Origin of the sequence: Proteus sp. GOKU, assembly GCF_015475555.1 — a bacterium.
In the GTDB taxonomy this organism is placed as follows: domain Bacteria; phylum Pseudomonadota; class Gammaproteobacteria; order Enterobacterales; family Enterobacteriaceae; genus Proteus; species Proteus mirabilis_B.
In genome coordinates this window covers 2078806-2104318 of sequence record NZ_CP034105.1, presented here as the reverse complement: position 1 = coordinate 2104318, position 25513 = coordinate 2078806, and the positions used below count along the sequence as shown (strand labels likewise).

Sequence of the window (25513 nt, the reverse complement as noted above, 5' to 3'; positions counted from 1 at the left end):
TATTTTGTTCAGTTTACACGAAACTGATACCCATATATTATTACATACTTATGGTATGTTTTAAGGGTTTTATCATGAAAATAAAATCACGGCAACAAGAGAATTCAGAGCAAACGCGCACTGCATTACGTGAAGCTGCACAAGAACTATTTATAAATCAGAACTATTGTGATGTTTCCGTTGATGAAATATCACGTCATGCAAGAGTCACAAAGGGGGCTTTTTATCACCACTTTAGTAATAAGAAAGCACTATTAAAAGAGTGCTACCTTTTTCAGGTTGATAAAGTTGTCGAAAAACTGGTTCAAATTCCTACCTATGATGATCAGTGGCAAGAGTTAGAGGCTATTTTTAGTTTCTGTGTAGATCATATTTATCAACATAAAAATAAGCTTATTCCCTTACAAGAAATAATTTCCGTTCTAGGTTGGAAGGAATGGGATGAAATTGATTCACAAATTCTTATTCCTCGAATTAAAAAATGTGTCGATACCCTCTATAACAAACAAGAAATTTGTACCTATTCTCCTGATATTGTCGTGAATTTAATTTATGGATTTGTCACGCATATCGCGATTAATTTAAAGAATGAAGCGACATTACCTGAAAATGCCTGTAAGGAGTTTAAAACGATATTTTCTGATTTTTTAATGGGAATAAAACAATCTTCAATAAATGCGAAAGACCATAAATAGCACAAAAATAGTGATAGATTGATGTACATTGGATAAAAATAGACAGAGTAAAGGATCAGAATATTATGACAGTCGAAGTGCCTAAAAGTCATTTCACCGCAACAGGCATTGTATTCAATGAGCAGGGTAAATTCCTTCTCCATTTGCATTCTAAAATAGGTTGTTGGTTACCACCCGGTGGCCATATAGAAGAAAATGAAGAGCCACAAGATGCAGTATTAAGAGAAATAGAAGAAGAAACAGGTTTACTGTGTGAGTGTCTCTGTTATCAACCTGAATTTAGCCTTAACCTAAATAACAATGATGTTATTGAACTTGTAAAACCTCTCGCCATTTTAAAAGAACCCATCCACGATAAAAAACAAGGATTTCATTATCACATCGATATGATTTACCTTTGTAAGCCGTTAAAAAATAGCCAATTAACAAATAAATCTTTCCAATGGCTTTCTTTGGATGAAGTTAAAAAATTAGAAACTCCATTAAATGTGATAAGACTTATTGAACTAACTGAAAAACTATTAATAAAGAAAATTATTTAAATTTCTTAATAAAACCAAATTACTCATAATAAATAAACAATAAAAGCAGTTTTTAGAAACTGCTTTATTTTTATTGGAAATCACTCACTTTTAAAACGTACTATAAATTAACGTTGAAGTTAAATAAATTAATGTTAATAGGTAAAAATACCTATTAGAACGTAATGAGAAAATAGATAAATAAAATTATAAAAACTAAAAAATAATTAATAAATTATCTTTTTCTGAGTAAAATCACCCTCATCGCGGGATATTATGTAGTTAATTTGCATTCTGGTGGATAAAACAATCGTTTATTTCATAAATGAAAAATGGTTTTCACTGCACTCTAAAGTTTTTCCTCATTATTACCGACATTATAAACAAAGGCAGATCCTACGTGCCTTTATATTCTAATGAATAAATTTTAGCCTTATTTTATTTACACCAGGGAATATGCTCTTTGTCAGAGAAAGAGTGCATTCTGATATCTTACAAATGTACAGATAAAAAATTCTGTATATTTTGATGGAATATGACCATGTTTAAAAATATCAGTATAGAAAAGACCGTTAAGGTCATGCTGGCCATTTTATTTGCGTTGATTATGAGCATTATTTATTTTAGTTATGATGCTTCCACTCGATCCTATAATAATTTCGTTTCATCAAATAGCCTAAGTCAGCAAATGTTACTTATGGGCAAAGCGCGATATCAAATGGCCGTGATCAGGGCAAATATTAATGGATTAGATGGACAATTGCGCGTTAATGAAAAACCCTCAGCAAAATACTTTCACCAAACTGCAGAATATATTGAAATAACGCGTGAAGAGATCCACCGTTGGTCAGACACGGAAAAACTCACTTTAGAAGGGCGAGAACTAGCCGATGATATGACAAAACGTTTTGATGAATTGCTCGATATCTTTACTGGCGCGCTAGAGAGATTGCGTAGAGGTGAGCTAACAACACACTCAGCCAGTGTTAAAATGGATGAGCTTAATGATATCACGATGCAATATTACGCTGTGGCTAATGGTATCGAGAATAGCTATATAGATATTGCAAAAACATCTCAAGAACGTTTAATGCTGGTGTCAATTACGACAGGTATTATTGTTATTCTTTTATTTTTCATTATATTACGTTGGTTCTCCCATACCTTTATTGGCAATATCAAAATATTAATCAATATCTTTAGTAAGATGAGTCAAGGCGATTTAAGTATGCGTGTAGATAATCACGGTACTAATGAATTTGGTCAGTTATTCAATGAAATGAATAAGATGAAAAATTCATTAAGCCATATGATTTCTTCCGTGAAAAATGCCGTTAATACTATTAGTGTTAGTGCAAGTGAAATCGCAACAGGAAATACAGATTTATCATCTCGAACTGAAGAGCAGGCTAGCGCATTACAAGAAACTGTTGCCAGTATGGAGCAAATTAAAACAACAGTTGAGAAAAATGCGGATAACTCACGTGAAGCTAGCAAATTAGCACTAACAGCAACCGCATCTGCTCAAAACGGCGAAAATGTGATGGATAGCGTGGTAGAAACCATGTCTTCAATCTCTGAGAGCGCGAAGAAAATTGCAGACATCAATGACATTATTAACAGCATTGCCAATCAAACGAATATTTTGTCATTAAATGCGGCAGTTGAAGCGGCAAGAGCGGGTGAACAAGGTAGAGGATTTACCGTTGTAGCATCTGAAGTGCGTAGTTTGGCTAGCCGCAGTGCGGAAGCTGCGAAAGAGATCAATGATTTGATAACACACTCTGTAAATAAAGTGCATGTTGGCTCTCAGCAAGTTGCTCAAGCTGGACGCTCAATGTCAGAGATCGTCACAACCATTAATCAGGTGAATGATTTTATGCAGCAGATAGCCCTTGCTTCTAATGAACAAAGCATGGGGATTAACCAAATCGCATTGGCTGTTAGTGAAATGGACACCGTTACTCAGCAAAATGCGGCATTGGTTGAAGAATCAGCGGCTATCACAGCGAATATGGATGATGAAGCTCATCAATTAGCTAAATTAGTTTCACAATTTAAAGTAGATGAAGAGAAAGAAACGCTTTCACGCTTTGATCCCACACAATCAGCGGAAGCTATCGATACTCAACAAAAATAAGTGTCATATCGCTAATGAATAAAATAGGCCCCCTTTGCTAATTTATGGCGAAGGGGGCTTTTTATTGCATTTATTCTAAGTGATTAGAATTAAGCTTTGATCTGATTAACGCATTCATTACCTGAAGCAACGTCTTTAATATTGTGCAGTGTTGTTTCGCTAATACTAATCAATGCTTCTTCTGTTAAGAAAGCTTGGTGTCCTGTAAATAACACGTTATGGCAAGAAGATAGGCGGCGGAAAATATCATCTTGAATAACGTCATTTGATTTATCTTCAAAGAAAAGGTCACGCTCATTTTCATAAACGTCCATTCCCAATGCACCAATTTTACCTTGTTTTAATGCATTAATAGCAGCAGCAGAATCCACTAAAGCACCACGACTGGTGTTAATAATCATCACACCATCTTTCATTTGTGCAAAAGCAGTTTCATTTAATAAATGGTGATTATCTGCGGTTAATGGGCAATGCAACGAAATAACATTAGAATTCGCATAGAGTGTTGCCAAATCGACATATTCTGCACCTAAATCAAGTACTGCTTGATTTGGGTAAGGATCATAAGCAAGTAGCTTCATGCCAAAGCCTTTTAATATGCGCAATGTTGCTAATCCTATTTTACCTGTGCCAATAATACCGGCAGTACGATTATGCATATTAAAGCCAGTTAAGCCTTCTAATGAGAAGTTTGCATCACGAGTACGTTGATAAGCTCTGTGTATACGACGATTAAGTGATAGCATCATACCAACAGCATGTTCTGCAATAGCCTCTGGTGAATAAGCCGGCACACGGACAACCGTTATGCCTAATTCAGCCGCAGCTTCTAAATCGACGTTATTGAATCCTGCGCAGCGTAATGCGAGGATACGTATATTAAGGCTAGCAAGCTCTTGTAAAACCGCACGATTTGCATCGTCATTGACGAAAATACAAACAGCATCAGCGCCAACGGCATTTTTTGCGGTTTGTTCTGTCAAATTAAAATCGAAATATTCAATATCATAATGGTATCCATTATGTTGATTGACCCATTCCATGTGTTTACGATCATAATGTTTAGTACTATAGGAAACGATTTTCATCCAGTCTTCTCTGCTCTCGATTAAATTTTTATTCAGAGGCTGGAAAAACAAGAATTATCCAGCCCCAATATGAAAGAAATTAATACTATCATTATAAACAATTTAGAGAGGTAAGTGGATGATTCAGGTTTGTTTAAAAGGAATATGATGTGTTGTTAAGAAAAACAATCAAATGGACAGGGACGATACTAATAGGCACAGGTCTAATTGGCACTGCTTTATGGGTGTCTATTCCTCGTTGGTTGCCCGTGGTTGCTCACTATTACTTGCCTGAAGGTGTAACACTTTCTTTATCGCAGCCCAAGTTACAGCGCTTAGGCGTTTCAGTTGAAAATATCGCATTAAAGGCAGAGAGTTGTACTTTAGCTAATCTTGATAACTTTGTTTTTACTTATCAAAAAGATCAGATTGATAAACTTCAATTTGATAGCCAGCAACTCGTCATTGATGAACAATGTTTTTCAATGATGCCAGCAAGTAAACAAGAAGAAACTGCAACTGTTCCTCTCGAGATAAATTCACTATTAACTTCAATACCTTATTTATCCGTTAATATCGATAATGTGCTCTTAAAAGAAAATGCTCGTTATCAAGGTGCATTACAACTAAAAACACAAAACAATGGGCGACTAATTACTTACCAAGGAGAAAATGCTCAACTTGGTATTTTCATTAGAGACAACCAATGGCTTGATATTAAAAAGCTTAAAGTGAATTTACCTGATGATAACAATATTGAACTGGCTGCTGAAATAGCGCTTCCTCTAGATATAGCGTCATTACCTGAAAAAGGCACCATCGATGCAACGTTATTAACTTCTCACTATGAACATCCGTTAGTTTTTATTCTTGAATGGGTTGGACAATCCGGCACTATTTCAATTGCCGAACAAGGTGGAGGTCACGCATTGGCTTTATTGCCTTGGACAGCCTCACCTGAAAATATTGTTATTGAGCAAGGTCGTTGGGAATGGTTTGGATTAGACCAACCGTTACGAGGTGGTGTAAATATTAATATCGCCCAATGGCAAAAAGGATTAACGGATTTAAGATTAGCTGCACGATTAAATGTGATGACAGAAGGTAAAGCAGGGAAAGGAAATTTGGTGATATCGATCCCTGAAACGGCAGTAAATTGGCTAGATGCACAAATTCCTATTCAAATTACCGGTGTTGTTAATAAAGAATTAATGCAAGCCAGTGCGCAATTACCCGTTAAAGTCACTGGTATGTTGACAGATCCTACTATCGAATTTCAATCCGGATCTTTATTTCGTTTCAAAGGCCCCGTTACTGAAACACTGACAGTAACAGATGCTCGCTTACCTTTAGCTGGAACCACCTTTTCATCAAAAGGTTTTAATGGGCGTTTAAATGCGATAGTCGTTGCCCAAGACAGTATTTGGGGAGATTACCGCATTCATTTTCAAGGTAAAGCGATTGATTTCTTGCCTGATAATGGAACTTGGCAATGGCGTTATTGGGGAGATGGAAATTTACTACCGTTAAAAGCGCATTGGGATATTGCAGGAACAGGTTATTGGACTGATAAATTAGTGAGTTTTGAGAAACTCAATACAGGTTTTGATGTTTTAAAATATCAACATACTGCAATGACAGCGCCACGATTATCTTTATTAAGTCCATTTCGTTGGTTCAGAGATGATAAAAAGCCGACATTTAATGGAAAGCTAAAATTAACGAGTCAGCGTATTGATTTCCCTGCGGGTGGTTTTTTAGATAAGACAGATTTTATTGCCACGGTAAGTGGTGAATCACCTTTTAATTTTAATGTAAAAGGTGAGTTAAGCGCTAAACCCAATATAGGACCAATTGCAATTAATACACGTTGGGATGGTGCGAGACTAAGAGGGCAAATGCGTTGGCCTTCACAACCAATTAATGTTTTTCAATCACTAATACCTACAGATTTAGGCATTACTCTGGATAAAGGTGAATTGTATACGCAGGCTGATTTTTCTATTGCACCTGAACAAGGATTAATTGCTGGTGGGCATCTTGTTGTTAAACAAGGCGGAATGTGGCTTAAAGATGGTGTTTTAGAAGGTTTAGATTTTATCTTACCTTGGCGTTTGAATGGAGATGAATGGCAATTAGGGGTTAAACAACCCGTTCAGTTACGAATAAAACGAGTTAATAACCTTTTTGAAATGACCGATATTACGGCAGATCTTCAAGGTTTTTACCCCGCAACTGAAAGTAAACCATTAGTCTTATCTAACGTTAATGTTGCAATGTTGGATGGAACAATATCTTTAGCAAAATTAGCGATACCACAACATGACGCAGCGATTATTTCTATTGATAATATTCAATTAAGTCATCTGTTTACTCTATTAAAAGTGACTCAATTTGCAGCATCAGGTAAAGTGAGTGGCGAATTTCCATTTTTTATTAATAATAATCAATGGATTATTAAAGATGGTTGGCTAGCTAATTCATCTTATTTAACGTTAAGACTTGATAAAGATTTCGTTGATTCAATTGATGATAACAATATGTCAGCGGGTGTTGCTATGGCATGGTTGCGTTATCTAGAGATCAGTCGTTCTTGGACTCGTGTTAATTTAAGCAATTTGGGTGAGTTAGTGCTAGAGGCTGAAATTCATGGAACGAATCCTTTAGAAGATAAACGCCGTCAGGTTAATCTAAATTATCGACATGAAGAAAATGTCTTCCAATTATGGCGAAGTTTACGATTTGGTTCACAATTGGAAGAGTGGTTAGAAAAAAGCTTATCAGATTTAGGGAGTGAGTCAGAGTGAAACCATTATTCTTAAAAAAACTATTTTTATTAACAGGCTTTATAGTGGGAACATCAGCCTTAACAGGATGTATTCGACTAGAAGTCGCGACACCTGATAAACCTATAAATATTAATATGAATGTAAAAATCGAACATGAGATTAATGTAAAAATAGACAGACAAGTTGAAGATCTCTTAAAAAATAACAGCGCCATTTTTTAAAGGGTAAATGATGAATTATAAAAAATATCTCTTAAGTTTTGGGCTAATAATGGCTTTAACCAGTACAAATGCTATAGCATTAACACTTGATGAAGCGAGATCTCAAGGGTTAGTAGGGGAAACCTTCAGCGGTTATATTGAACTTGTACAGACAAATAACAAACAAGCTCAACAACTTGTTGATGAAATCAATCAAGCCAGAAAAGCAAAATATGCTGAAGTTGCTAAAACTAACCAAGTAACACCAGAATCAGTGGCTAGACTTGCGGGTGAAAAATTAGTCGCAAGAGCTAATGAAGGTGAATTTGTTAAAGGTATTAATGGTAAATGGGTAAAAAAATAGTCACGCCTTAAATAAGCATTTAATTCCGTTAAAAGCACGATCTATTATAAATAGCTATCGTGCTTTTCCAGAATTGCAATCACTAACTATCGTTAAATGCAACAACATCATCATTTATTTTTATAGTAAACTGAATATCGGATTGTATATAACCAGGTTTTGGAGGCATATCATCTTTTTTTACATAATTAGCAAAAAAATAAAACTCAACTTTGCCATCAATGAGATTTTCAACAAACTCATTCTCTTTATTAAGATCTAGTGGTCTTTGTTCTTCATTGTATAATAATTGAAATGCAATATTAGCACTTGCACTATTGTCAGTGATCTGGTTTTTTAAATAACCGGTATTATTATCAATGCTTGAATTTTCAATTTTTAAACGGACTTCGCCGTGGCTTTTAGAACAATCATTTATAGTAAAAATAATAATATGACTGTCAGTATCGGCTAATGTTCCCATTTCATGTGATGAAAAATCATTTTCATTAATAGAAATTTTATCGCTGATATTTTCATAGATATAATCAATATCACAACTTAAAAGAATTTCATGATCACCACGTCTAGGTGTTGATGATAATGAAAAAGAGATAAGTAGTAATGTAAACATTAAATAGATAGTTTTTTTCATATTTTTCTTAGTAGAGATAACTTAGTTTAAATACAATTGATTTCTTTTTTTATTAGTGTGGTATTCTTTTCATTATCATCAATTTCATAGTTAAATTGACACTGCTTATCTTCTCCCCATTTTACTTTTACTAGTCCGCTCTCTGTAATACCAGAAAGAAAAATAATATTATTTTCCGATACTAATCCATGAGAAATAATATTACCGTTTTTATCAAACGTGGTGACAGTCGATGCAAAAGGAAGTGGAGTTGTTGATTTAAAAATAACACGATAACCCATTTTTATTGGGAAAATTATTTTAGACACTGAGCCTAATGTAGGAATAACATTTTTACTATAAACTTCTGTTTCTGCTTGTTGGGGTAATGTCGTCGCATTTAATTTAATGTTGTTTATTCGATAAGGTGTTATGTTATTTAAAATTAGATTTCCAAAAATATCTGTTTTCGCTTTTGTTGAAAATGATGTTTTAATTCCAGATATTCCTTGAGTATTAATCAGTGCAAATGTTCTACCTAAGCGAGGAGTAAGGGTAATACCATTAGAATGAAGAACAATTCCTCCATTGATAGAAACATTGTAATTATAACTATCTTCCATTTTGTTTATATTAAATGTGTAAAATTGATAGTTGTTTTGATAACGGGCATTGGTAGAAAAACGGTTGGATTTTCTTTTCTCATCATGAGTGTGTTGATAATTTACTGAATATCCTAAATTATAGTTAGGTAGAGCACCTCCAATGTTGGTCGTGTTGATATAATGTTTTTTATTATGTTGATAATTTGTTTGATTATTAAACCAATGATAGTGATCGCTGTTATTACCTAATGGTATATGAAAATTGAGTGAGAAGGCATGATCAAAAATAGATTTATCTTTTTTAAAGTCATATTTAAGGTTATAGTTTATTTTATTTATTGATGATGAAAAAGAAGTACCTAACTCAAAGTTTTTAGATATATTTCTATATGTTTTTTCGTGATATTGAAAAGAAAGATAGCCTAAGTCGTTAATATTTTGTGATAAAGAAAGTAAATAGTTTCTTTTAATGCTATCTTTTTTTTGAAAATTATCTAAATAATGATAAAACGATATTTCAGATGTGAAGTAGGTTTGTGTTTTTGATATGCTTTTTTGATAACGAAATTGATATTTTAATTGATTTTTACTATTTTCATAACTTAGATCTGTTGCTAAACCACCCAGCATGCCTAAATCAAGAGATAGTCCAGATAGATAATTCATATGGTTGTCTCGTTTCTTTATTGCACTATATGAGGTGACCCTTTGACTAAGACCATATGAAAATTCACTTAAAAGAAAAATAGAATTTTTTTTATGGCTATTCGTTTCTAATGTGCCAGAAATAAAATTATATTGATAACCACCTTTATTTAGTTGATTAGGTAATGATGTGAAATAATGTGTTGAGGTTTTTATTCTTCCATCGGCTTCTTTAACTTCTAAACTGAGTTTTTCACTCCCTAAAACAGGTAATGAATTTATAATAAAAGGACCCGGGGGAACGGTACTTTCATAAAGAACTTTGTCACCTTGTTTAATCACTACTTGAGCTTCAGTATCAGCAATTCCTTCAATAATAGGTTTGTTAGCATAAAGACTATTACTTGAAATTAAATTATTGGATATTAATTGAAAGCCAATAATTCTATCAGTTGGTAATATTCGTGTTGTAGGTGAAAACTTACCTCCATAAAAAAGAGAAGAAAAAGAATTAATTTGGCGATAGGTATATATTGATGAAAGCTTCGATTGGTAACGGTTTTTATTCCAATAAAAGCTATTTTGACTGCGTATGCGCCAAGCACCTAAATTAAGGCCTGTTTGTAAATTGAGCTTTTGCTCTAGTGTTTTTTTTTGATGATGTCTAATTGAATAGGAATATTGACTAAATAGTGCAGATACTCCCTCATCCCAATCTTTTTCATCAATAATGTAGTTTTCTTTTTTTATTAATGCTTTTTGTGGAATAATTAAATTTAATTTTTGATTTGAAAAAGAGTATTTAAAATTAATTGAATGGTCACTTAAAGGAATTATATCTTTATATTCTTTTTTTATTGAATAAAAATCGATATCAATACCAAGAGAAATTAAATCATTAACAGAGATACAAGGGGTTAACTTGTTGTCTATACTTTTAAAATAAAGAAGTTTTGTTATTTTTTTTCTATTGTTGATATGAATTATAGAATGATAAAAACCTTCGGGTTTTTTATTTTCAAGTAATTGTTTAATCGTTTCTTTATCAATGTTAGAAAATGAATGAGCATAAATAGAGAGTGAGCTATCTTGAGCTACAGTATGTTTATTATAAATATAAATTAAAATAAAAAATGCTATTTTTGTTTTAATATGATTAATAATCATTAATAACTTCCTTATCTACTACCTCTATTTCAATACCATATTGATTAAATATTTTCCATTTTACGATCCCGTTTCCCGAGATTTCTTTTTTTGTATTGTATTTTTTAAAAGGAGGGAGCGTTTTACTTTCAGTAATTATTAAAATATCATCATAAGAAATTGAAGATAGAGTAATAAAATAAGGTGTAGGATTGTTTATAATAAATTCATTTTTTTTGTTTTTTAAAAACTCAATTTTTTTATAAGCGTCTTTTGCATCTTTTTCTATTGATATAGGCCTATATATTAAGTTGTACACAGAGTTTATAGAGATATGTAGCATATTTTTACTACTGTCGGCGTTTAATAGGATCGGTATTCTTTTTATATTTACTCTATATAATGTTTCTCTATCTTCTTCTTTTATTTTATCGGTTTTAAATATTTTCAAAGAAAAGGTTTCATCTTTTTCTATCTTAAAAAGAGGAGGGGTTATCATAAAAGGAATTTCATTGCTATTTTCTTTGTCATAATGTGTAATCCAACTTTGTATAAAGTAATCATTGTTTGTTTTGTTATTTATTTCAATTATTTCTTGATTGATACTTTCAATAAAAATAAATTTATCTTTATTTATTTCTATTGATGATTGACTATATGTAGGAAAGATGAAAAATAATGCGAAAAATTTAAATTTTTTAAACATATTCTTTTGCTAGTTAAAGTAGAAAGTATAAGTATTAAAACAAAGCTGGTATTCCAGCTTTGTTGATTTATTGATTTTTAATCCATAGCGATATCACTATATATAGCATCAAAAGTTAGAGTGGTTGATACTAAACCAGGTGTCGCATCTAGGCCATTGGGTTTCATATAGTTAACATCAAATAAGAATTGTGCGCTGTGATCTTCTTTATTTATATTTGATTTAAATTCTTTAGGTTTTTCATTACTTAATTCAATAATGTTTTTATCAGCATCAAAAATAGCAATATCAACATTACTACCGTTATCAGCTAAATTTTTTAAAAGTCGTTTAGTTTGTTTTGGTATTTGTAATTGTATACTATTAATGTTTTCACCACAGTTAGTAAATTGAATAGAAAGGGGTTGAGCTGGAGTTTTAGCAATATGATCATCACCAAAATTATTTGCTTGAACAGGCGGTAACTCAATGGGTTGTATTTCATCTAGTTGACATTTTGGAATTGGTGTAACAGAACCATTAATTGTAATTGTTCCTACATTTTTTTCTGTATATTCAACAGCATTTGATTGAGTTGAAAAAAGAGTTGTAGATAGAATAAATATTGAAAGTAGACTTTTTTTCATTGTAAATTCCATTTATTGAATTAATAAAATTATTTAATTACTGCTATATCACTTAAAGCGATTAAATCTTATTGATTTATTTTTTATAAATCAAATCGGTTTTTTATGTAAATATTTATTTATAATATGAATAAAAGAATAAACAATGAAATATGGTTATTAAAATAACCGGTATTTTATTAATGCTTTGAGAATTTGATTAAAATTAGTTTTTTTTACCATTAAGGTTTTTAAATTATAAATTTAAAATGATTTTTTTATAAAAGAAAAATTAGCATTCCTTTATATTTGATGAAGCATAAAATTTAGATATAAAAAAAGCACCTAAAGTAGGTGCTTTAAGAAAAATATAAATTATTATTTTACTGTAATGCTTCTTGAGTTAACAACAGCATCAATTTCTTTTTGTGCTTGTAGGTGAGATTGCTGTGCGTATTCTTCACCATATGCAGTACCTTCAGCCATAATAAACTGTACGTCATTGATACCGATAAAAGCTAAAAATTGTTTTAGGAATGGAACAATAAGATCAGAAGGTTGATCTTTATGAACACCACCACGACTAGTTAATACAACCGCTTGTTTATTTTCAAGTAAACCAACAGAGCCGGCTTCGGTGTATTTAAATGTTTCACCAGCACGAGCGATATAATCAATGTAATGCTTTAATTGAGCCGAAATTGAAAAGTTATACATTGGTGCAGTAATTACTATCACATCGTGAGCTTTTAATTCACTAATCAACTCATCTGATAATGCTCTGGCTGTTTTTTGCTCATCCGAAAGCATCGCTGTCTCTTTGCCAAAAGCAAATAGCGTAGCTTGATCTAAAGTAGGCACAGGGTTTTTAGCGAGGTCACGTACTGTAATCAAGTCATCTTTATGATTATTTTGCCAATTTTCAATTAAGTAATCGGCCATTTTATTACTGTGTGAATAGCTATCTAAAATGCTGGATTTCAGTACAAGGATCTTTTTCATTCTTTTCTCGTGGTCTATAAAATGTTCTATTTATTTAAATTTATTAGTTGGGAGTAGTTTACCCGATCTTTAAAATATCACATCACAATCCTTTGAATATGCTATTCAAAATTATTGATTATATAAAATCATATACTAATAAATTTAATCAAGCCTTTATGTGCCAATAGCCTGTTGTGATATCATACGGACATTAGTTTTGATTAGAATAACCTCAAAAAGGATAATAAAAGGTGACATTATCATCTGCCACGCTCTATCAAGAAATAGAGCAATTATCGTTGCGGGAGCAGCAACGATTAAGAAAACGTCTACGTGGCGTCGCTAAAATTAATAATGAAGAGTCTAAACAAGCGGTATTAAGTGCAATTAAAGACGATATTACAACAGCACAACAGATGATAATTCGCCGTCGTGCCAATTGTCCTGAAATTACTTACCCAGAAAACCTTCCTGTTAGCCAAAAGAAAGATGCCATTTATAATGCAATAAAAGATAACCAAGTCGTTATTATTGCAGGGGAAACTGGCTCAGGTAAAACAACACAGATCCCTAAAATTTGTCTTGAATTAGGACGAGGGATCAAAGGTTTCATTGGTCATACACAGCCTCGCCGTTTAGCTGCACGTTCAGTAGCTGAACGTATCGCTCATGAGTTAAAAAGCACGTTAGGAGGATCTGTAGGTTATAAGGTTCGCTTTAGCGATCATGTTGGCGATAATACTCTCGTCAAGTTAATGACAGATGGTATTTTATTGGCAGAATTACAGCAAGATAAGCTGTTACTTCAATACGACACTATCATTATTGATGAAGCCCATGAACGTAGTTTAAATATCGACTTTATTCTTGGCTATTTAAAACAGCTATTACCTAAACGCCCTGATTTAAAAGTTATCATTACTTCTGCAACCATCGATCCTGAACGTTTTTCTAAACATTTTAGTCAAGCACCTATTATTGAGGTGTCAGGGCGAACTTATCCTGTTGAAGTGAGATATCGTCCTATTGGTGGCGATGAACTTGATAGTGATAAGGATATGACCGATGGCATTGTTGACGCTATTGATGAATTAAGCAGAGAAAGTGCAGGTGATATTCTTATTTTTATGAGTGGTGAGCGCGAAATTCGGGACACAGCTGATGCGCTGAATAAATTACAACTTCGCCATACGGAAGTATTACCTTTATTTGCCCGTTTATCTAACAGTGAACAAAATCGAATATTTCATCCTCATAACGGTAGACGTATTATTTTGGCGACTAACGTCGCCGAAACGTCATTAACTGTACCTGGTATTAAGTACGTTATTGATACCGGCTTTGCGCGTGTCAGTCGTTATAGTTATCGAACAAAAGTACAACGACTTCCAATTGAGCCTATTTCTCAAGCTTCAGCAAACCAAAGAAAAGGGCGTTGTGGTCGTGTTTCTGATGGTATTTGTATTCGCCTTTATTCAGAAGATGATTTTATTTCTCGTTCTGAGTTTACTGATCCCGAAATATTAAGAACTAACCTTGCATCTGTTATTTTACAAATGACGTCGATAGGGTTAGGGGATATTAGTGCTTTCCCATTTGTGCAGCCACCGGATAAACGAAATATTCAAGATGGCGTTCGTTTATTAGAAGAACTAGGTGCGTTACAAAACGAAACTGACCACAATGGTGCTTATCGTTTAACCCCAATGGGGAAACAACTTGCACAACTTCCTATCGATCCTCGTTTAGCAAGAATGGTACTTGAAGCGCGTAAATATGGCGCAGTGAAAGAATTGATGGTTATTACATCCGCACTTTCAATTCAAGATCCACGCGAAAGACCGATGGATAAACAGCAAGCCTCTGATGAAAAGCATCGGCGCTTCCAAGATAAAGACTCTGACTTTTTATCTTTTATAAATATGTGGGATTATTTAAAAACCCAGCAAAAAGAGTTGAGTCAATCTCAATTTAGAAAATTGTGTCGCCAAGAATTCTTAAACTTTATGCGAGTAAGGGAATGGCAAGATGTTTATACACAGTTGCGACAAGTTGTTAAAGAGTTAGGTTTCCCTGTTAATAGTGAGCCTGCTGATTTTAGAAGTGTTCATGTTGCGTTGTTAAGTGGATTGTTGTCACATATTGGGCAAAAAGATGCAGATAAACAAGAATTCACTGGCGCAAGAAATGCCCGTTTTTCTATTTATCCTGGCTCTGGCTTGTTCAAAAAACCACCAAAGTGGACAATGGTCGCAGAGCTAGTCGAGACATCTCGTTTATGGGGAAGAATTGCAGCACGTGTTGAACCTGAATGGATAGAACCTATCGCTGAACATTTGGTGAAACATCAATATAGCGAACCTCATTGGTCAAAAGTGCAAGGCGCTGTAATGGCTAATGAAAAAGTCACCCTGTATGGTTTACCAATAGTTGCTTCTAGACCTATTAATTACAGTCAAATTGATCCACTTTTATGTCGTGAGCTTTTTATCCGCCATGCGTTAGTGGAAGGAGATTGGCAAACTCGCCATGCATTTTTCCGTGACAATTTAAAATTACGCACAGAAGTTGAAGAGTTAGAGCATAAATCTCGTCGTCGAGATATTCTTGTTGACGATGAAACAATGTTTACGTTCTACGATCAACGAATACCTTTGGATGTTGTTTCGTCTCGTCATTTTGATAAATGGTGGAAAGAGGCACAAAAGGCATCACCTGATCTGCTTAACTTTGAAAAAAGTATGCTTATCAAAGATGATGCTAAACGTGTTAGCGCGCTAGATTATCCAAATTACTGGCATCAAGATAATCTAAAACTACGCTTAACCTATCAATTTGAACCGGGTACTGCGGCTGATGGTGTCACTGTTCATATTCCATTACCTATTTTAAATCAGGTAAAAGACGAAGGTTTTGATTGGCAAATTCCGGGTATTCGCCATGAATTGATTGTGGCTTTAATTAAATCACTTCCAAAACCTGTCCGTCGTAATTTTGTACCAGCACCTAATTATGCTTCTGCTTTTTTAGAGCGTGTACCTCAAGTTGAAGGTGATTTACTCGATAGGCTTGAAAAAGAGTTGCGCCGTATGACAGGAGTGACTGTCGACAGAGAAAGCTGGCAGCTTGACCAAGTTGCTGATCACTTGAAAATGACATTCCGTGTTGTTGGCGATAAAAATAAAACGTTGGCAGAAAGTAAAGATCTCAATAAATTAAAAGAGAACTTAAAGGAAAAAGTGCAAGAAACATTATCAGCAGTAGCAGATGATGGTATTGAACAACAAGATTTACATATTTGGAGTTTTGGTGATTTACCTCAGCGTTATGAGCAAAAACGGGGTGGCTATTCAGTGAAAGCTTATCCTGCACTCGTGGATGAAAAAAATAGTGTGGGTATCAAGCTTTTTGAAACAGAATCGGAGCAGCAAGCTTCAATGTGGGAAGGGGTAAGACGATTATTATTATTAAATATTCCGTCACCGATTAAATATCTGCATGAGAAATTACCTAATAAAGCAAAACTCGGTCTTTACTTTAACCCTTATGGCAAAGTGTTGGAGTTGATTGATGATTGTATTGCTTGTGGTGTTGATAAACTGATGGCGTCTTATGGTGGTTTAATTTGGCAAGAAGATGAATATCAAAAACTGCAAGAATATGTCAGAGCTGAACTAAACGATGCTGTGGTCGAAATAGCTAAACAAGTTGAGGCAATTTTAACTCAAGTATTTGCTATCAATAAGCGTTTAAAAGGGCGGGTGGATATTAGTGTTGCTTTTGCATTATCTGATATTAAAGCTCAGCTTGGTCAGTTAGTTTTTCCTGGTTTTGTTACCTCTCATGGATGGAAACGTCTTGCTGATATTCCTCGTTATTTGAGTGCAATTGAAAAACGAATGGAAAAACTAGCTATTGACCCTAATCGCGATCGCGCTCAAATGAGTCGAGTTGAAAATGTTATTCAACAGTGGCAACAGTGGTTAGGAAAACTAACCGAGAAACAAAAACAGCAAGAAGAAGTGCAAAATATTCGCTGGATGATAGAGGAGCTTAGAGTCAGCCTGTTTGCTCAACAGATAGGAACTCCATATCCAATATCAGATAAACGCATATTGCAGGCGATGGAACAAATTAGTTTTAATTAATCAAACTATTACATATGCAGATCCACGGGAGTTTATGCTTCTGTGGGTTTTTTATTGCCTTGCTAATTAATAGCTATCTATATATTAGTTACAACATACTATATGTTTCTTCATTTATACATACCTAACCATCAGTGTAAAAAATAACAGCTTCGTAGGAAAAGTTTTTTGACTTAAGTGAAATTGTTTTTGAGGGGAAGAGAGGATGAGAGGTACTGTTTCTTCAGTACCTCTCAGATTGTCTTTAGTAAATAGTTAAGTAACCCAATGCTGGAATAGCGCCAAATAAAACAAGAGCTAACAGAATTTTTTCAATTAATAGTAGGGGATTTTTGTCTTTATACTGTTTGCGTGTATATAAAAACATCAGAATACCGGGTGCATATAGAACGACAGAGAGTAATAAATTAATTACGCCTGATGCATAAAGTAACCATAAACCATATAAACTTGCAGGTATGGCAATTAATAATAAAGCACGACTACTGCGAGCAATTGCTACTTTAAATAAAAATGCACCTACGAGGAAGTAAGGAACAAGGATCATCTCTGATGCAATAGTCAGTAATGTGTTGTAGTTACTTCCTGTCAGCCAAATTAAAACTAAAGAGAATTGAACCGCACAATTGGTAAACCATAACGAAGCTGAAGGAGCATCATTTTTATTCTGTTTCCCTAATTGTTTCGGGAAAGAGTGATGTAGTGCTGCAATATATGGCACTTCCGCGGCCATAATTGTCCAGCTTAAATAAGCACCACACACAGAAAGAATAAGACCTGCTGCAATAATTATCTCACCCATGCTACCGATAAGTTGAACAAGTAGTGGTGCCATTGATGGGTTTTTCATTGCCGCCAATTCTGCTTGGCTAACTAAACCTTGTGATAATAAAGTCACAAGAATATAGATAACCAATGCGATGACAACAGCAAGCACGGTTGCTAAACCAACATCACGACGATTTTTTGCTCTAGCAGAAACAACGACAGCGCCTTCAATACCAATAAATACCCACAGCGTGATCAGCATGGTATTTTTGACTTGATCCCAAACTGGGACGCCTAAATTTACACCTTTAAAATCAAGGGTAAATATATCCATATTGAAAGCTAATAGGGCGACAATAACAAATAATCCTAAAGGAAGTAGCTTTGCCATTGTTGCCATTAAATTAATACTGGCGGCAGTTTGAACACCACGCAAAACAAGAAAATGGACAACCCAAAGTAAGATTGACTCTCCAATTAATGCTTGCCACGTATTTCCATCGCCAAAAATAATGTTTTCTGGTGTGTCTGTAAAAAAACTAAAAGCAGCAAAGACAATAACAAGATAAGAAACGTTAGCAACGACAGCGCAAACCCAATAGCCCCACGCTGAACAAAAACCAATGAACTCACCAAATCCTTCTTTCGCATAGGTAAAAATACCACCATCAAGATCAGGTCGAAGGCGAGAGAGGAGTAATAAAGATGTAGCAAGAAAGAGGATACCAATGCCTGTTATCACCCACCCAATAATCAATGCGGCAGGGCTGGCAACTTCAGCCATATTTTGAGGCAAACTGAATACACCTGCACCAACCATTGAGCTTAATACTAATGCGGTGAGTGATATTAAGCCAAGTTTCTTATTCAAGGATAATTACCTACATGATTAAAATTGTAAATAAATAGCGTATTTTCTTGTTTTTTGGTCAGTAAATAGAATAAATATGAATATCTCAAATTTAAATAAAGATAAAAACACTAAAAAACAGCGAGATTTTACGGAGAGTTGACTTGGTTGTCTATGCATTAAATCATAAAAATTATTCACTTTTACAAAATAATGTCTGATTGATTAAATTTTGAATAAAAAAAAACCTTGCAGATGCAAGGTTTTTATCAATAGGAAATTTTTTATTACTTGAACAGATCAGCAGTAATAGTGACTGTACCGCCATCACTTTGCCATTCATTTGTAATATGGTAGAACTTAGCGCCTTTTGCTGCTGCACGCTTAGCAACCTGATACGAGATTTCTGGTGAGTTTACAAAGTATCCACTAAAAGTAATGGTATCGAAAGGGTCCATTAGTGCAGCAGCTGCTTTGTTAACTTCTTGAATTTCAGTACCATTTGGTAAAGTTACAGTGTAACGACCACTTGCACCCGAAGTTTGTGTATCAGCAAATGCACCTACGCTTCTATCAAAATCAGTGTTTGATGCAAGACCAGGTTTCTCAACTTTATTGGCAGCGGCTCCGCCTTCTGCAATAAGTGCACGACCAGCATCTGAGTCATAAGGAACAACTGCCTCTGGTGCTTGAATTGCACGTTTAGGCGCATCTTTTTTGTAGATATAAGCTGTTACTTCTTGGTTACCACCATCATTCGTTGATACGTTACGAACAATAAAGAATGATGCTGCACCTTTTTTGGCCGCTGCTTTTGCAATTGCGTCGTTAATATCAGGGGTTGTAGGGAAATAACCGCGGATAGAAACCGTATCAAATGGTTGTAGCAGAATTGCTTCGGGTTTTGGTAGCTCTTTCACGCCATGAAAAACGCGATAGCTTTCTTGATCTGCTTTTGGTGCATCTTTATGGTATAGATCCGCAGTAACACTCATGTTGCCGCTATCACTAATATCATCTAGACCTTGAATATAGAAACTATCAGCACCGACTTTATCCGCACGACGAGATACCGCATCAGCGGCTTCATAAATAGCGTTAAAACGACCGATAACTGTAATTCTTTCAAATGGTTTTAGTTCTGCAGCTTGTTCGGGTGTTAATTCCTGAGCAGCCTGCGCAACAGTGATATTAGTTAAAGACAACATCGCTGCTGCGATGACTGAGGTTTTCAGCTTCATACAAAATCCTTCCGCCTTGCGCAATTAATATTGGTCATGTGCTGAACGTCGTGGTTTATCACATAGGGATTAATTATTACATGTAATAATAGCATTTGTCGCATTATTTTATTTAGCGAATCACCACAGAGTCAAATGACCAGTATATGTTACCAGATATTTACCTGAATATAGTGAATAATTCATAAATATGCCTTTTCGACTAAAATGATCCAATTAAGTTCAATTTTAGCTTTACACAGATATAGATTATTGGTTTTATTTTCAGTAGGTTATTAGAGCTCCGATTAATGGCATGCATATTATTATTTTTAACATTTTTTTTGCATGAATGTGAAGTTAACGGAGAAGTTTTAACAGATCTCTATGGATAAGAAGGGAAAATTATGCGAATTGGTATACCCAAAGAGCGACTTTCTAATGAAACAAGGGTTGCAGCTACACCAGCTACAGTGACTCAACTCATAAAATTAGGATTTACAGTCGCAGTTGAAAATGGTGCAGGCATTGCCTCAAGCTTTGAAGATAAAGCTTATCAGGAAGCTGGTGCTGAAATTCTCGCTTTTCAAAATGTTTGGGAATCAGACATTATTTTGAAGGTAAATGCACCACTGGATAATGAAATAGCGTTGCTACAAGATGGTGCAACACTGGTGAGTTTTATTTGGCCAGCTCAAAATGCGGCATTGCTCGAAAAGTTAGCTGAAAAGAATATTAACGTTATGGCAATGGATAGTGTGCCACGTATTTCTCGTGCACAATCCCTTGATGCGTTAAGTTCAATGGCAAACATTGCAGGTTATCGTGCCGTTGTAGAAGCAGCCCATGAATTCGGAAGATTCTTTACGGGTCAAATTACTGCGGCAGGTAAAGTACCACCAGCTAAAGTAATGGTTATTGGTGCGGGTGTTGCTGGTCTTGCTGCAATTGGTGCGGCAGGAAGCCTCGGCGCAATTGTTCGTGCATTTGATACTCGTCCTGAAGTGAAAGAACAAGTTCAAAGCATGGGTGCTGAATTTCTTGAGCTTGATTTTAAAGAAGAAGCAGGCAGTGGTGATGGCTACGCTAAGGTAATGTCAAAAGCATTTATTGATGCAGAAATGGCATTATTTGCAGAACAGGCAAAAGATGTTGATATCATCATTACAACGGCATTAATTCCGGGAAAACCCGCTCCTCGTTTAATTACGAAAGAGATGGTCGATTCGATGAAACCGGGAAGCGTTGTAGTTGATCTTGCAGCTCAAAATGGTGGTAACTGCGAATATACCGTGCCTAATGAAGTCTTTACGACAGAACATGGCGTAAAAATCATTGGTTACACTGATTTAGCCGCTCGTTTACCTGCACAGTCATCTCAGCTTTATGGTACTAACTTAGTTAACTTACTGAAATTATTGTGTAAAGAGAAAGACGGCAATATCAATATCGATTTCGATGATGTTGTTATTCGTGGTGTGACTGTTATTCGTGCTGGTGAAGTAACATGGCCTGCGCCACCAATTCAAGTATCAGCACAACCTAAAGTAGCTCCTGCTGCAAAACCACAAGAAAAGCCCGTTGCTAAACCAGTTTCACCTTGGAAGAAATACAGTCTATTAGCGATAGCTTTCTTATTGTTTGCATGGCTTGCAAATGTTGCACCGAAAGAATTTTTATCTCACTTTACGGTATTCGCACTTTCGTGTGTTGTAGGTTATTACGTTGTTTGGAATGTAAGTCATTCATTGCATACACCATTAATGTCGGTGACAAACGCAATTTCAGGCATTATCGTCGTCGGTGCTTTACTCCAAATTGGTAGTGGTGGCTGGGTTAGCCTATTTTCGTTTATCGCAATATTGATTGCGAGTATTAATATTTTTGGTGGGTTTACTGTTACTCAACGTATGTTGAAAATGTTCCGTAAAGGATAAGGGAGACAATTATGTCCAGCGGAGTTGTTACAGCGGCATATATTGTCGCCGCGATATTATTTATTTTCAGCCTTGCCGGCTTATCAAAGCATGAAACCTCTAAACAAGGTAACTACTTTGGTATTGCAGGGATGGCAATTGCACTGTTCGCAACCATTTTCGGGCCTTATGCTGGTAATGTGGGTTGGATCATTATTGCAATGGTAATCGGTGCCGTTATTGGTATTCGTTTAGCTAAAAAAGTCGAAATGACTCAGATGCCAGAATTGGTCGCAATCTTACATAGTTTTGTAGGTTTAGCGGCGGTTTTAGTAGGTTTTAACAGTTATCTTGACCACAATACAGCAATGGAACCTGTAATGGTGAATATTCACCTAACAGAAGTCTTTTTAGGGATCTTCATTGGTGCTGTTACATTTACGGGTTCAATTGTCGCTTATGGTAAATTAAGTGGAAAAATGTCATCTAAACCGATGATGTTACCTAATCGCCATAAATTAAATCTTGCAGCTTTAGTTGTTTCTTTCTTATTGATGGTTTGGTTTGTTAAAACTGACAGTGTCGGTTTACAAGTTTTCTTAATCATCGTAATGACTGTAATTGCCTTAGCATTTGGTTGGCATTTAGTTGCATCAATTGGTGGTGCGGATATGCCAGTTGTTGTTTCGATGCTGAACTCTTACTCAGGATGGGCGGCTGCGGCTGCGGGCTTTATGCTAAGTAATGACCTGTTGATTGTAACGGGTGCATTAGTAGGTTCTTCAGGTGCAATCCTTTCTTATATTATGTGTAAGGCGATGAATCGCTCTTTTATTAGCGTAATAGCTGGCGGATTTGGTACTGATGGCTCAGCTTCAACAGAAGAAGGTGAAATGGGTGAGTATCGCGAAACAACCGCTGAAGAAGTGGCTGATATGCTGAAAAACTCAACATCAGTTATTATCACTCCGGGTTATGGATTGGCGGTTGCTCAAGCACAATATCCTGTACATGATATTACTGAAAAATTACGCCAACGTGGTGTGAAAGTGCGTTTTGGTATTCACCCAGTAGCTGGGCGTTTACCGGGCCATATGAATGTGTTATTAGCAGAAGCTAAAGTACCTTATGACGTTGTATTAGAAATGGATGAGATTAATGATGATTTCTCTGACACTGATACCGTTTTAGTTATTGGCGCTAACGATACAGTAAACCCAGCGGCACAAGATGATCCAAATAGCCCAATTGCAGGTATGCCAGTATTAGAAGTGTGGAAAGCGCAGAATGTTATTGTGTTTAAACGCTCAATGAATACAGGTTATGCAGGGGTTCAAAATCCACTGTTCTTTAAAGAGAATACACAAATGTTGTTTGGTGATGCTAAAGCCAGTGTGGATGCAATTTTAAAAGCGCTGTAATAGATACAGATAGCGAATAGTAAAAAGCCAGTCGATTTTTTTTGACTGGCTTTTTTAATGGCAACAGAGCAATAAGTTTAGTCGTGATCACTATCAACAGTAATGGGGCAGGTAAAACCATCCGGTTTAATTGCTAATAAATCACACTTAATATGGTCAATAAGTTGTTCGGCTGTATTTCCTAAGAATGCGGCAGAAAGACCCGTTCTTCCTAAAATACCCAAAACGACAATCCCAGCGTTTAACTCTTCACAGACTTGAGGGATCACTTGCTCTGGCAATCCTTCTTTAACATGTGTTTTCTCTTCTGGAATACAGAATTTCTGGCGCAGCTCTTTCATCGCAATAAGATGCTGACCACGTAATGCATTGTTATAAAGATTTGGATCAAAATCAGGTAACTCAATCGCAATATTAATAGGCGCAACAGGGTAGGCGCTAAGTAAATGGACGTCGGGATCTTTTTGTATGCGATGAGATAAGTCGGTTGTTAGCTCAATCAGTTTTAGATTAAGCGCGTCATGATAAGATTCTTCATTTGATAAATTTGCGGCGACAACGATAGTACCGTATTCAGGCCACTCTTTATCTTTGACCATCCAAACAGGGCAAGGGCATTTTCTAAGCAATTGCCAATCAAGCGGGGTAAAAATAAGCGAACCTAATTTATCATGTTGGTGGGCCATTTTAATCAGTAAGTCATGTTGATGTGCTACGACTTCTTCAATAATTGCTTCATAAGGGCGATTATGCCAAATGACTTTGATATCAATCTCTATACCGGCTTCAAGGTAATAGCGTGCTTGTTGTTTGATCCAAGCCGCCTTTTGGCTGATAACACCTTTACGCATTGCATTGCGTTCATCGGGAGATAAAAGGGTTGTCATGTCATAAGAGAGATCATAAACAGGTAGAAAAGCTTTTATCCGCCCACCATTACGCTGAACGATATAGACAGCACGACGAAGTGCCGGTTGGTCATCTTGGTTAGGATCAATGACAACGAGAAGGTTTTGATATTTTTCCATTGTAATATCCTCTTTAGGGCTGGATTTATCCATCTACAATTTAAAGATAACCCAAGAAGATAAAATGCAATAGCACAAAATAGAAAACGGGGCACAAATTTGTGTGCCCCGTTATAAAATTAGTATGTGAAATGTAACAGATTAAACTTCAACTGATGAAGGAAGCTTGCCTGCAAGTTCACTTAACAATGTACTATCTTCGATAGTAATGTATTTGCCTTTAACGCTTAACATGCCACTTTTCTGGAAGCGACCAAGTAAGCGGCTAATCGTTTCAACGGTTAAACCTAAGTAATTACCGATATCACCACGAGTCATGGTTAAACGGAATTCACGAGGAGAAAAACCACGCTGTGCGAAACGGCGAGAGAGGTTATAAATAAAAGCAGCCAGACGTTCTTCTGCATTCTTTTTCGAGAGCAGTAAGATCATCTCTTGGTCACCTTTGATTTCACCACTCATTAGGCGCATCATTTGTTGACGTAAGTTAGGCATTTTGCCTGACAGGTCATCCAAAGTTTCGAATGGAATTTCACAAACCATAGACGTTTCTAAAGCTTGTGCGAAACTTGGGTGTTCAGTATTAATAATGGCGTCAAAGCCAACCAAATCACCAGCAAGATGAAATCCTGTTATTTGCTCGTCGCCTTCTTCCGTAATGGTATAACTTTTAATTGTACCAGAACGTATGGCATAAAGTGATTTCAGCTCATCACCTGCTTTAAACAAGGTTTGACCTTTTTGGATGGGCTTTTTACGCTCGATAATATTATCGAGTTGATCAAGCTCATGCTCGTTTAAAGTAAACGGGATGCAGAGCTGGCTAATACTGCAATCCTGACAATGGATTGCACAACCGCCAGATTGGATTCGGCGAACGACGCGTTTTTCTGGGATCATAAGCTTGCTCATTACAAATAAAAATATTGATATGCGTCAATTTTAACACATATTGCAGTAATTAGTAAGGGGAATAACGATACGTGTGGAAATAATTCTGAATGTAACAAAACATGTATCTTGATAAAAACAATGTTTTGCTTAAAGGTCTATTTAGAACAATTTGCGCTAACCCTATACTC

At 35.4% G+C, this 25513-nt stretch carries 19 protein-coding genes; 9 read left to right on the top strand and 10 right to left on the bottom strand.

The window, feature by feature from the left end; translation table 11 throughout:
* Nucleotides 1-74 precede the first annotated feature (74 nt).
* The 3 genes from EHE21_RS09785 to EHE21_RS09775 all read left to right on the top strand — a co-directional run bounded on the left by EHE21_RS09785 (nucleotide 75) and on the right by EHE21_RS09775 (nucleotide 3356).
* A complete protein-coding gene (locus EHE21_RS09785) occupies nucleotides 75-695 on the top strand; it encodes a TetR family transcriptional regulator (protein ID WP_194950561.1) in 621 nt (206 codons plus the stop codon).
* Between the two features lie 65 nt (nucleotides 696-760).
* A complete protein-coding gene (locus EHE21_RS09780) occupies nucleotides 761-1237 on the top strand; it encodes an NUDIX hydrolase (protein ID WP_194950560.1) in 477 nt (158 codons plus the stop codon).
* A gap of 520 nt (nucleotides 1238-1757) precedes the next feature.
* Nucleotides 1758-3356: a methyl-accepting chemotaxis protein gene (locus tag EHE21_RS09775; protein WP_194950559.1), complete on the top strand. Its 1599-nt coding sequence runs from the start codon at nucleotides 1758-1760 to the stop codon at nucleotides 3354-3356.
* An 89-nt stretch (nucleotides 3357-3445) separates the two neighbouring features.
* Here EHE21_RS09775 and EHE21_RS09770 read toward each other — a convergent pair whose 3' ends face one another.
* Nucleotides 3446-4444, bottom strand: a complete 999-nt coding sequence (locus EHE21_RS09770) for a 2-hydroxyacid dehydrogenase (RefSeq protein WP_088495482.1) — start codon at nucleotides 4442-4444, stop codon at nucleotides 3446-3448.
* A 149-nt stretch (nucleotides 4445-4593) separates the two neighbouring features.
* Here EHE21_RS09770 and EHE21_RS09765 point away from each other — a divergent pair, with 149 nt between their 5' ends.
* Genes EHE21_RS09765 through EHE21_RS09755 form a run of 3 tightly spaced genes read left to right on the top strand, consistent with a single transcriptional unit; the run spans nucleotide 4594 to nucleotide 7776 of the window.
* Entirely contained in the window at nucleotides 4594-7230 is a 2637-nt protein-coding gene (locus EHE21_RS09765) for a YdbH family protein (RefSeq protein ID WP_194950558.1), read from the top strand.
* The gene (locus EHE21_RS09760) at nucleotides 7227-7433 is read left to right on the top strand and encodes a YnbE family lipoprotein (protein ID WP_194950557.1); all 207 of its coding nucleotides are present in this window, start codon (nucleotides 7227-7229) and stop codon (nucleotides 7431-7433) included. The genes EHE21_RS09765 and EHE21_RS09760 overlap by 4 nt, the downstream gene beginning before the upstream one ends.
* Before the next feature lie 10 nt (nucleotides 7434-7443).
* Nucleotides 7444-7776 carry a YdbL family protein gene (locus EHE21_RS09755; protein WP_194952617.1) on the top strand — a complete coding sequence of 111 codons (333 nt, stop codon included), beginning with the start codon at nucleotides 7444-7446 and terminating at the stop codon, nucleotides 7774-7776.
* Between the two features lie 82 nt (nucleotides 7777-7858).
* Here the strand turns inward: EHE21_RS09755 and EHE21_RS09750 are convergent, their stop codons facing one another.
* The 5 genes from EHE21_RS09750 to EHE21_RS09730 form a co-directional block, all read right to left on the bottom strand.
* Nucleotides 7859-8410, bottom strand: a complete 552-nt coding sequence (locus tag EHE21_RS09750; protein ID WP_194950556.1) for a fimbrial protein — start codon at nucleotides 8408-8410, stop codon at nucleotides 7859-7861.
* A gap of 26 nt (nucleotides 8411-8436) precedes the next feature.
* A complete protein-coding gene (locus EHE21_RS09745) occupies nucleotides 8437-10806 on the bottom strand; it encodes a fimbria/pilus outer membrane usher protein (protein ID WP_194950555.1) in 2370 nt (789 codons plus the stop codon).
* Nucleotides 10796-11491 (bottom strand): molecular chaperone, encoded by a 696-nt coding sequence (locus tag EHE21_RS09740; protein WP_194950554.1) that lies wholly within the window; start codon nucleotides 11489-11491, stop codon nucleotides 10796-10798. Before EHE21_RS09740 ends, EHE21_RS09745 begins: the two co-directional genes overlap by 11 nt.
* Before the next feature lie 77 nt (nucleotides 11492-11568).
* On the bottom strand, nucleotides 11569-12117 hold the full coding sequence (locus EHE21_RS09735) for a fimbrial protein (protein WP_194950553.1): 549 nt from the start codon (nucleotides 12115-12117) through the stop codon (nucleotides 11569-11571).
* Nucleotides 12118-12474: 357 nt separating this feature from the next.
* Nucleotides 12475-13098, bottom strand: a complete 624-nt coding sequence (locus EHE21_RS09730) for an FMN-dependent NADH-azoreductase (RefSeq protein WP_194950552.1) — start codon at nucleotides 13096-13098, stop codon at nucleotides 12475-12477.
* A gap of 233 nt (nucleotides 13099-13331) precedes the next feature.
* On the opposite strand from EHE21_RS09730, the gene hrpA reads away from it, so the two are divergent.
* Nucleotides 13332-17228 (top strand): ATP-dependent RNA helicase HrpA, encoded by a 3897-nt coding sequence (gene hrpA, locus EHE21_RS09725; protein WP_194950551.1) that lies wholly within the window; start codon nucleotides 13332-13334, stop codon nucleotides 17226-17228.
* A gap of 244 nt (nucleotides 17229-17472) precedes the next feature.
* Here the strand turns inward: hrpA and EHE21_RS09720 are convergent, their stop codons facing one another.
* A complete protein-coding gene (locus EHE21_RS09720; protein ID WP_194950550.1) occupies nucleotides 17473-18867 on the bottom strand; it encodes a basic amino acid/polyamine antiporter in 1395 nt (464 codons plus the stop codon).
* Nucleotides 18868-19133: 266 nt separating this feature from the next.
* Nucleotides 19134-20087 carry a DUF1471 family protein YdgH gene (gene ydgH, locus EHE21_RS09715; RefSeq protein WP_088495495.1) on the bottom strand — a complete coding sequence of 318 codons (954 nt, stop codon included), beginning with the start codon at nucleotides 20085-20087 and terminating at the stop codon, nucleotides 19134-19136.
* A gap of 386 nt (nucleotides 20088-20473) precedes the next feature.
* Between ydgH and pntA the strand changes: the two genes are divergently transcribed.
* Nucleotides 20474-22003, top strand: a complete 1530-nt coding sequence (pntA, locus tag EHE21_RS09710) for a Re/Si-specific NAD(P)(+) transhydrogenase subunit alpha (protein WP_194950549.1) — start codon at nucleotides 20474-20476, stop codon at nucleotides 22001-22003.
* 11 nt (nucleotides 22004-22014) lie between these two features.
* Nucleotides 22015-23403 carry a Re/Si-specific NAD(P)(+) transhydrogenase subunit beta gene (gene pntB / locus EHE21_RS09705; RefSeq protein ID WP_088495497.1) on the top strand — a complete coding sequence of 463 codons (1389 nt, stop codon included), beginning with the start codon at nucleotides 22015-22017 and terminating at the stop codon, nucleotides 23401-23403.
* A gap of 77 nt (nucleotides 23404-23480) precedes the next feature.
* On the opposite strand, the gene uspE is transcribed toward pntB, so the two are convergent.
* Complete coding sequence (gene uspE, locus EHE21_RS09700; RefSeq protein WP_036912992.1) at nucleotides 23481-24431, bottom strand: universal stress protein UspE; 951 nt, start codon at nucleotides 24429-24431, stop codon at nucleotides 23481-23483.
* A 141-nt stretch (nucleotides 24432-24572) separates the two neighbouring features.
* The gene (locus tag EHE21_RS09695) at nucleotides 24573-25331 is read right to left on the bottom strand and encodes an FNR family transcription factor (RefSeq protein ID WP_036912995.1); all 759 of its coding nucleotides are present in this window, start codon (nucleotides 25329-25331) and stop codon (nucleotides 24573-24575) included.
* Nucleotides 25332-25513: the final 182 nt, after the last annotated feature.

Excerpts from the sequence above, each read along its gene's own strand:
- EHE21_RS09695 (WP_036912995.1), bottom strand. The coding sequence starts at position 25,331 with ATGATCCCAGAAAAACGCGTCGTTCGCCGAATCCAATCTGGCGGTTGT.
- EHE21_RS09785 (WP_194950561.1), top strand. The coding sequence starts at position 75 with ATGAAAATAAAATCACGGCAACAAGAGAATTCAGAGCAAACGCGCACT.
- EHE21_RS09730 (WP_194950552.1), bottom strand. The coding sequence starts at position 13,098 with ATGAAAAAGATCCTTGTACTGAAATCCAGCATTTTAGATAGCTATTCA.
- pntB (WP_088495497.1), top strand. The coding sequence starts at position 22,015 with ATGTCCAGCGGAGTTGTTACAGCGGCATATATTGTCGCCGCGATATTA.
- EHE21_RS09745 (WP_194950555.1), bottom strand. The coding sequence starts at position 10,806 with ATGATTATTAATCATATTAAAACAAAAATAGCATTTTTTATTTTAATT.
- EHE21_RS09770 (WP_088495482.1), bottom strand. The coding sequence starts at position 4,444 with ATGAAAATCGTTTCCTATAGTACTAAACATTATGATCGTAAACACATG.
- EHE21_RS09735 (WP_194950553.1), bottom strand. The coding sequence starts at position 12,117 with ATGAAAAAAAGTCTACTTTCAATATTTATTCTATCTACAACTCTTTTT.
- uspE (WP_036912992.1), bottom strand. The coding sequence starts at position 24,431 with ATGGAAAAATATCAAAACCTTCTCGTTGTCATTGATCCTAACCAAGAT.
- EHE21_RS09740 (WP_194950554.1), bottom strand. The coding sequence starts at position 11,491 with ATGTTTAAAAAATTTAAATTTTTCGCATTATTTTTCATCTTTCCTACA.
- ydgH (WP_088495495.1), bottom strand. The coding sequence starts at position 20,087 with ATGAAGCTGAAAACCTCAGTCATCGCAGCAGCGATGTTGTCTTTAACT.
- EHE21_RS09750 (WP_194950556.1), bottom strand. The coding sequence starts at position 8,410 with ATGAAAAAAACTATCTATTTAATGTTTACATTACTACTTATCTCTTTT.
- EHE21_RS09775 (WP_194950559.1), top strand. The coding sequence starts at position 1,758 with ATGTTTAAAAATATCAGTATAGAAAAGACCGTTAAGGTCATGCTGGCC.
- EHE21_RS09780 (WP_194950560.1), top strand. The coding sequence starts at position 761 with ATGACAGTCGAAGTGCCTAAAAGTCATTTCACCGCAACAGGCATTGTA.
- EHE21_RS09755 (WP_194952617.1), top strand. The coding sequence starts at position 7,444 with ATGAATTATAAAAAATATCTCTTAAGTTTTGGGCTAATAATGGCTTTA.
- pntA (WP_194950549.1), top strand. The coding sequence starts at position 20,474 with ATGCGAATTGGTATACCCAAAGAGCGACTTTCTAATGAAACAAGGGTT.